Source organism: Vibrio brasiliensis LMG 20546, assembly GCF_000189255.1.
GTDB classification, from domain to species: Bacteria; Pseudomonadota; Gammaproteobacteria; order Enterobacterales; family Vibrionaceae; genus Vibrio; species Vibrio brasiliensis.
Genome location: NZ_AEVS01000028.1, coordinates 75703 through 83389 on the forward strand (window position 1 = coordinate 75703; position 7687 = coordinate 83389).

The 7687-nt window shown below is 46.2% G+C and carries 7 protein-coding genes; 5 read left to right on the top strand and 2 right to left on the bottom strand.

Going from position 1 to position 7687, the window contains the following annotated elements; all coding sequences use genetic code 11:
* Nucleotides 1-13: 13 nt before the first annotated feature.
* Both folP and glmM read left to right on the top strand, forming a co-directional pair.
* On the top strand, nt 14-844 hold the full coding sequence (folP, locus tag RH46_RS04975; protein ID WP_006878310.1) for a dihydropteroate synthase: 831 nt from the start codon (nt 14-16) through the stop codon (nt 842-844).
* Between the two features lie 30 nt (nt 845-874).
* A complete protein-coding gene (gene glmM, locus RH46_RS04980; RefSeq protein WP_006878311.1) occupies nt 875-2215 on the top strand; it encodes a phosphoglucosamine mutase in 1341 nt (446 codons plus the stop codon).
* Between the two features lie 62 nt (nt 2216-2277).
* Here glmM and RH46_RS04985 read toward each other — a convergent pair whose 3' ends face one another.
* Entirely contained in the window at nt 2278-2721 is a 444-nt protein-coding gene (locus tag RH46_RS04985; RefSeq protein WP_006878312.1) for a DUF2541 family protein, read from the bottom strand.
* 55 nt (nt 2722-2776) lie between these two features.
* Here RH46_RS04985 and RH46_RS04990 point away from each other — a divergent pair, with 55 nt between their 5' ends.
* Together RH46_RS04990 and rimI are read left to right on the top strand one after the other, a co-directional pair.
* Nucleotides 2777-3175, top strand: coding sequence for a DNA polymerase III subunit psi (locus RH46_RS04990; protein ID WP_040895206.1), 399 nt, complete (start codon nt 2777-2779; stop codon nt 3173-3175).
* 2 nt (nt 3176-3177) lie between these two features.
* Nucleotides 3178-3621 carry a ribosomal protein S18-alanine N-acetyltransferase gene (rimI, locus tag RH46_RS04995; RefSeq protein ID WP_006878314.1) on the top strand — a complete coding sequence of 148 codons (444 nt, stop codon included), beginning with the start codon at nt 3178-3180 and terminating at the stop codon, nt 3619-3621.
* Nucleotides 3622-3626: 5 nt separating this feature from the next.
* Here rimI and RH46_RS05000 read toward each other — a convergent pair whose 3' ends face one another.
* Nucleotides 3627-5678, bottom strand: coding sequence for a putative bifunctional diguanylate cyclase/phosphodiesterase (locus tag RH46_RS05000; protein ID WP_006878315.1), 2052 nt, complete (start codon nt 5676-5678; stop codon nt 3627-3629).
* A 215-nt stretch (nt 5679-5893) separates the two neighbouring features.
* Here RH46_RS05000 and prfC point away from each other — a divergent pair, with 215 nt between their 5' ends.
* Nucleotides 5894-7483, top strand: a complete 1590-nt coding sequence (gene prfC / locus RH46_RS05005; RefSeq protein ID WP_006878316.1) for a peptide chain release factor 3 — start codon at nt 5894-5896, stop codon at nt 7481-7483.
* Nucleotides 7484-7687: the final 204 nt, after the last annotated feature.

A 7687-nucleotide genomic window follows, 5' to 3' on the forward strand; every position in this document is an offset into this window, starting at 1 on the left:
AAGAGACCCGACTATGATTATTAAAGCAAATAACAAATCATTAGACCTGTCACAACCTCAGGTGATGGGTATTTTAAACGTCACTCCAGATTCATTTTCCGACGGCGGGAAATACCATTCACTAGACAATGCTCTAACTCAGGCAAACAAAATGATTGCTGCGGGTGTCACTATTCTCGATATTGGTGGTGAATCAACTCGTCCGGGAGCTCCGGATGTCGCCCTTGAAGAAGAGCTTGAGCGTGTTATCCCTGTAATTCGCGCCATTCGCGAGCAGCATGATGTGTGGATCTCTGTCGATACCAGTAAAGCTGAAGTTATGCGTCAGGCTGCTTTAGCAGGGGCTGATATCATTAATGACGTGCGAGCGTTACAAGAGCCGGGAGCACTTGAAGTAGCCGCAGAGGCCGGGTTACCAATCTGCCTGATGCATATGCAAGGGCAACCACGCACTATGCAGGCTAATCCTCATTACGACGACCTGCTTAAAGAGGTGTCAGAGTTTCTTGAAGAGCGTATTGCGGCATGTGAAGCGGTTGGTATTACACGCGACCAACTGATCCTTGACCCCGGTTTCGGGTTTGGTAAAACGCTTGAGCATAACTACCATATGCTGGCGAATCTGGAGCAGTTTCATCAATTTGGCTTGCCGATCCTTGCTGGAATGTCGCGTAAGTCTATGCTGTTTAAATTACTTGATAAAGCGCCGGACGAGTGTGTTGCGGCGAGCATTAGTTGCGCTACAATCGCAGCTATGAAAGGTGCACAGATTATTCGTGTGCACGATTTTGAACAAACGCTTGATGCTATGAAAATTGTCTCAATGGTTACTCAAAACCGCTGAGCAGAAAAATGATTATAAAAAGGATTCACTATGTCTGATAAGAGACGTTATTTTGGTACTGATGGTGTACGTGGCAAAGTTGGCCAATATCCAATTACACCGGATTTCGTACTTAAGCTGGGTTGGGCAGCAGGTCGCGTATTGGCTAAGCAAGGAACTAAGAAAGTAATTATCGGTAAAGATACCCGTATTTCTGGTTATATGCTTGAGTCTGCGCTTGAAGCAGGTCTGGCAGCCGCTGGTCTTAAGGCTACATTTACTGGTCCAATGCCAACTCCGGCAGTGGCTTACTTAACGCAAACTTTCCGTGCAGAAGCGGGGATTGTTATCTCTGCATCTCACAACCCTTATTACGACAACGGTATTAAGTTCTTCTCTTCTGAAGGGACCAAGCTACCTGATGATATCGAGCTGGCTATCGAAGCTGAGCTAGATAAAGAGATCGAATGTGTTGAGTCAGCTGAGCTGGGTAAAGCGACACGTCTTAACGATGCAGCAGGTCGCTACATTGAATTCTGTAAGAGTACTTTCCCTTCAGAACTAAGCTTAGCGGGACAGAAAATCGTTGTTGACTGCGCGCACGGCGCAACCTACCACATCGCTCCAGCGGTATTTAGCGAATTAGGCGCTGAAGTGATCGCTATGGGTGTTGAGCCGAATGGTACCAACATTAACCATGAAGTTGGCGCGACAGATGTTCGTGCTCTACAACAGCGTGTTGTTGAAGAAGGCGCGGCACTAGGCCTTGCGTTTGACGGTGATGGCGACCGCATCATTATGGTTGATCACTTGGGCAACAAGGTTGATGGTGACCAAATCGCTTACATCATTGCGCGTGATGCACTGCGTCGAGGTGAGCTTAAAGGCGGTGTTGTTGGCACTCTTATGACTAACCTGGGCATGGAAAACGGCTTGAAACAGCTAGGTATTCCATTTGTTCGTGCCGCAGTTGGCGACCGTTACGTGATGGAGCAACTTCTGCAGAAAGGCTGGAAGATTGGTGCTGAAAACTCAGGTCACGTTATCCTGCTGGACAAAGTGACCACTGGTGATGCGATTGTTGCAGCGCTGCAGGTGTTAGCATCTGTGGTAGGCAGTGATATGTCATTGCATGATTTATCACAAGGTATGACGCTATACCCTCAGGTTCTTGAGAACGTTCGCTTCCAGGGTGATTCTAATCCACTTGAAGCCGAAGCGGTTAAACAGGCAACTGCGGAAGTTGAAGCGGAATTAGGTGATAAAGGTCGAGTACTACTGCGTAAGTCGGGTACAGAGCCGTTAATCCGCGTCATGGTTGAAGGTGAAGATGGAGAGCTAGTTCAGTCATCTGCACTGAAAATTGCCGCGGCAGTAAAAGCCAGCTTCTAATCAAAGCATAAATAAAAGCGCCACCTAATCAGGTGGCGCTTTTTAGATCAGCCGAGTTATTGTTACTCTTCTTCAGTGCGTTTTTTACCCCACACTTCAATTTTAGCTTTCTTGCTCAGTCCGACAGCATTAAGTGTCGTGCTTCCCCAGCTATCGTAAGTCATGTCTAACTTTTTAAACTTAGCGTTCTCGTTACCAGGCAGAGTCCATGCTCTGGTCGACATTCCTTTGGTTAAGGTGCCCATTGATTTAAGTTCTTTGCTGCTGCCATCAGACATAGTCACGACGATGTTTTTAAGATTAACCGTGCCCTGGACTACTTTGATTTTAATCTTACTGAAATTACGTTGACTAATATAAGCAAGGGGCTCAACGGTATCGGTCTCAGATTTATAGTTGACCACTTTATCACTGATCATGACCCAGCCATCGCTCTCTTTAGCGAAAGTATGAGGAGCGAAAAAGATAACCAATGATGAAAGTAAAAGGGTGATGAAATGTTTCATAGTGCCTCTGTGTTTTATGTTACGATTGCCTCGTTCTAACCAGTGACGAATCCATATGCCACAACACGAGATAGAGTATTTACAAGAGATGGGCATTCAGTGCTATGAGCTGAGCCATCCGGAACGACTGCAAGGCTATCAAGCACCTTGCATAGCTTTGCAAGCGTCTTGTCAACTTCTGCTGGTCTCACCTCAATATCCGAAAAATGAGACAGCAATTATGTTTGAAAAGGTCTTGAAGAGTATCAATCTCGGCTTGGGACAGGCACAACACATCTATCCGCAGCAAGTTAGTCAGCTCGCTGAGCATCAGTTAGAGTGGATTTGGTTTGCAGGTTGTGACGCTCAACCAGAGCTGGAAGGTAAGATTCTTTCTTCACCTTTACTTAGCGATATCGATGGCAATAATGAGCAGCGTCGAGCGCTGTGGCAACAAATCTGCTCCTACAAGTAATCATGCTAACTATCACACCTTTAATGCCTGAACACTTAGATCAAGTGTGGCAAATTGAACGTCAGGCACATTCGCACCCATGGTCTGAAAATATGGTCAGAGACATCAACAGTCGTGGTGGCTGCCATCATGTTCTGACTGATGATAATCAGGTAGTGGGGTACTTTTATGCGCAGAATATTGTTGGCGAAGTGACTCTGTTGAACATCGCTGTAGCGCCTGCTAATCAGGGTAAAGGCTATGGTAAGAAGCTGATGGATGCGTTTCTTGATATGTGTGAAAAAGCTAAGGCTGAAAGTGCATGGCTTGAGGTGCGAGAAAGCAACCACAATGCGTTTGGCTTATACGAGTCTATCGGCTTTAATGAAGTCGATCGCCGCCGTAATTACTATCCGACGGCATCTGGGAAAGAAGATGCCATCATCATGAGTTACATCTTCTTCTAGTGTGATTATTTCTGAACCGCTTTTACCATAGTTGGTTCATCAACCTGATAGTAGTTTTTCTCAAAGCGCTCGTTCAGCTCTGAAGCAGGCAGCGGCTTATCAAACAAGTAGCCTTGGAACTGAGCACAGCCTAGCTGTTTCAAGGCTTGTAGTTCATAGGCGTCTTCTACACCTTCAGCGATTACTTCCAGCTTCAGTCTCTGAGCTGTCATAATAATGGTATCGACAATTGCCTGATCACTCTCATCCAGGTGTAACTGGGTGACGAAAGAACGGTCAATTTTTAGTACGTCGACCGACAGGTGCTTGAGGTAACGTAGTGAGGAGTAGCCAGTACCGAAGTCATCAATAGAGGTCTTAAGGTTGTGCTCCTTCAGTTCCTTCATCTTCTGAATCGCGGCATCGACATTTTCCAACAACAAGTTTTCGGTAATCTCTAACTCAATATGCTCGCCATCTATACCAGCTTGAGTGAGTGAATCAACGATATGCTCGACAAATGAACTCTGTGAGAACTGCAGTGGACTGATATTGATGGCTAAACGACGGAATGTGTCTGGTAGCACGTCTTGCTTCTTCCATGAGGCATACTGATAACAGGCTTGCTCAATAATCCAGTTACCGATCTGAAGTATCTGCCCCGTCTCTTCCGCAATTGGCATAAACACCCCAGGTGGCAACACACCTTTTTCAGGGTGGTTCCAGCGAATCAATGCCTCGACGCCAATGATATTGTGCTTATCGTCAACTTGCGGTTGGTAGTAAAGCTCCAGTTGTCCCTTATTAAGCGCCTCATGAAGACCTTTTTCGATTTCCAGAAATGACTCAACCTGAGCTTGCATCTCTGGTTCATAGAACATGTATTTGTTACGACCAGCAACTTTGGCACGGTACAGAGCAGTATCGGCCTGACGCAGTACATCAATGTTAGTGCTACCTACAGATGGGAAAACGGCAATACCAACACTGACGGTACAGTAAAGCTGGTGATCATCGATTGAGTATGGGTTAGAGACCAGTGCCAATAGCTGTTGAGCAAGTTCATGAGCTTTTTCAGTACTGGTATTAGGCAGTAACAGAGCAAACTCATCCCCGCCAATACGCGCGGCAGTAAAGTCGCTCTTTAACCAAGCCTCAATCCGTTTTGAGATCGCCTTAATAAGGTTGTCACCAATGGTGTGTCCGAGTGAGTCATTGATAGTTTTGAAACGATCCAAATCGAGGTAGAACAGCGCGCCAGCCTGGTTGCTCGTGTTGGCATCGTCGATCGACTTGCCTAGAAGCTGTAAAAGCAGGCTACGGTTTGCCAGCCCAGTCAGTGAATCGTAATAAGCCAGTTGATTCAGTTTCACTTCAGCAGCTTCTCTGTCTTTCCACAAAGTATGGAACGTTTTAGCTAGCTGGCCCAGCTCATCGTCTCTGTTCAGGGTTTGTGGGGGCAGATCGCTTTTGTTGTCTTGCAGTGATCTTACCCAGTCGATAAGGGTGACGAGCGGCTTGGACAGCTTCTGATAGAAAAACATCAGCAAAATCGAGGTTAGCAAGATGTTCCGGAACAGGTCGAATAGCAAGATCTGGGTTGTCTTGGCGATGAAGTCTTTCGCTATGTAAGCCCCGTTTACCGAAAAGCTTAGGGTACCCACTACTACATGAGAGTTAGGTTGATGCAGATCGGTAGTAAAAATAGGCGTGGTTGGGGTTAAGTAGCTGGAAAGCGCTTCAGTGAAATTACTCTGCAGAGAGACATTGCGTTCTCTCTGAGTCAGGGTGTCGCCAAAGTCATCGACAATTTGTACTTTATATACTGCATTATCCATCATCAGGCTCGATGCGACCTGTTCAGCTAACAGCTGATTGAGGTGATACGCGGCCTGACTGGCGTTAGAGTAGTTTTGAAGTAACTTGAACTGATAATGCTCTTGAATGCGCTTTTGCTCCTGATGGAGATCCACCAAGATATGATACAGGCTGAAACAGATCCCCAGGATCACAGAGACCAGGAAAACAGTTTTCGCTTGTCGAAAAGCTAATGAGTTAATTTTTTTGCTTTTAGGCATAGTTCAGATCAGTTCCCTCTACTCCTTTAGTTATAGCTCATATTTATTGATATTTTAATTTGTAGCTAAATTGGAGGCCTTTTTTGCTCAATTTCATTGATGAAGTTGCTCCCTAGTTCAATATAAGCGAAAATACCGCGCAAAATTGAATCGAACCGCTAGAGCTAGAGTAAAGACTAGTCTTCTCTAGCTTATAGACAGAAGAAGACCCTCTCATGTCAAATACCCCTTTTCTAGGCGAAGTTTCTAAGCGTAGAACATTCGCAATCATCTCGCACCCAGATGCGGGTAAAACAACCATTACTGAAAAAGTACTACTGTTCGGACGCGCTATCCAAACTGCCGGTACGGTTAAAGGTCGCGGTTCTGCTCAACATGCCAAGTCCGACTGGATGGAAATGGAAAAAGAGCGTGGTATCTCGGTAACAACTTCTGTAATGCAGTTCCCTTATAACGAGTGCCTGGTCAACCTGCTTGATACTCCGGGACACGAAGACTTCTCGGAAGATACCTACCGTACTCTTACGGCTGTCGATTCATGTCTGATGGTAATCGACGCAGCAAAAGGTGTCGAGGACCGTACTCGCAAACTGATGGAAGTAACACGTTTACGTGATACACCAATTGTAACCTTCATGAACAAACTGGACCGTGACATCCGCGATCCAATGGAGCTACTAGACGAAGTCGAAAGCGAACTTAATATGTCTTGTGCGCCTATTTCATGGCCAATTGGTTGTGGTAAAGAGTTCAAAGGTGTTTACCACATCCACCGCGATGAGACGATTCTGTACAGCACTGGTCAGGGCCATACCATCCAAGACTCTCGCATCATTAAAGGTCTGGATAACCCAGAACTTGATGAGGCAGTTGGTGCTGATCTAGCAGAGCAGTTGCGTGAAGAGCTAGAGCTGGTTATTGGTGCATGCCCTGAGTTCGACCAAGAGTTGTTCTTAGCAGGCGAACTGACGCCAGTATACTTTGGTACTGCACTAGGTAACTTTGGTGTTGACCATATGCTAGATGGCTTGACTGAGTGGGCTCCGGCACCGATGCCGCGTCAGGCTAACGAACGTGAAGTAGAAGCAGGTGAAGAGAACTTCACAGGTTTCGTGTTTAAGATTCAAGCCAACATGGATCCTAAGCACCGCGACCGTATCGCATTCATGCGTATTGTATCGGGTACCTACAAGCAAGGTATGAAGATGAACCATGTACGTATTGGTAAGCAGATTAACATTTCAGATGCTGTAACCTTTATGGCGGGTGACCGTTCACGTGCTGAAAATGCGTATGCAGGTGACATCATTGGTCTTCACAACCACGGTACCATCCAGATTGGTGATACCTTTACTCAAGGTGAAGCGCTGAAGTTCTCAGGTATTCCAAACTTCGCACCTGAGCTGTTCCGTCGTATTCGCCTAAGAGATCCTCTAAAGCAGAAGCAGCTACTAAAAGGTCTGGTTCAGCTTTCTGAAGAGGGTGCCGTTCAGGTATTCCGTCCTTTGCAAAACAACGATCTAATCGTAGGCGCAGTAGGTGTGCTTCAGTTTGACGTAGTAGTGGCCCGTCTAAAAGCTGAGTACAACGTAGAAGCAATCTACGAAAGCGTAAACGTAGCAACAGCACGTTGGGTAGAGTGTGAAGATGGTAAGAAACTGGATGAGTTCCAGCGTAAGAACCAAACGAACCTGGCACTAGATGGCGGCGATAACCTGACCTACATCGCACCAACTATGGTTAACCTGAATCTGGCGAAAGAGCGTTTCCCAGATGTAGAGTTCCGCGCAACACGCGAACACTAATCTTCTTCGCCTTTGCTGCGATAGCGGTGTTGACTGCGTAAACTCACCTTGGTCACGTAGTGTACTACGCTCCCAAGGCTGAGTTTACTTGTCGCCTTGCTCTCACAACAAATGCTTTGAAGATGGAGTGATAATCTCAGTTGTATAAATGCCGCCCTTACAGGCGGTATTTTTTTAGATTCGAGATCGGACTTCGTCCTCGTA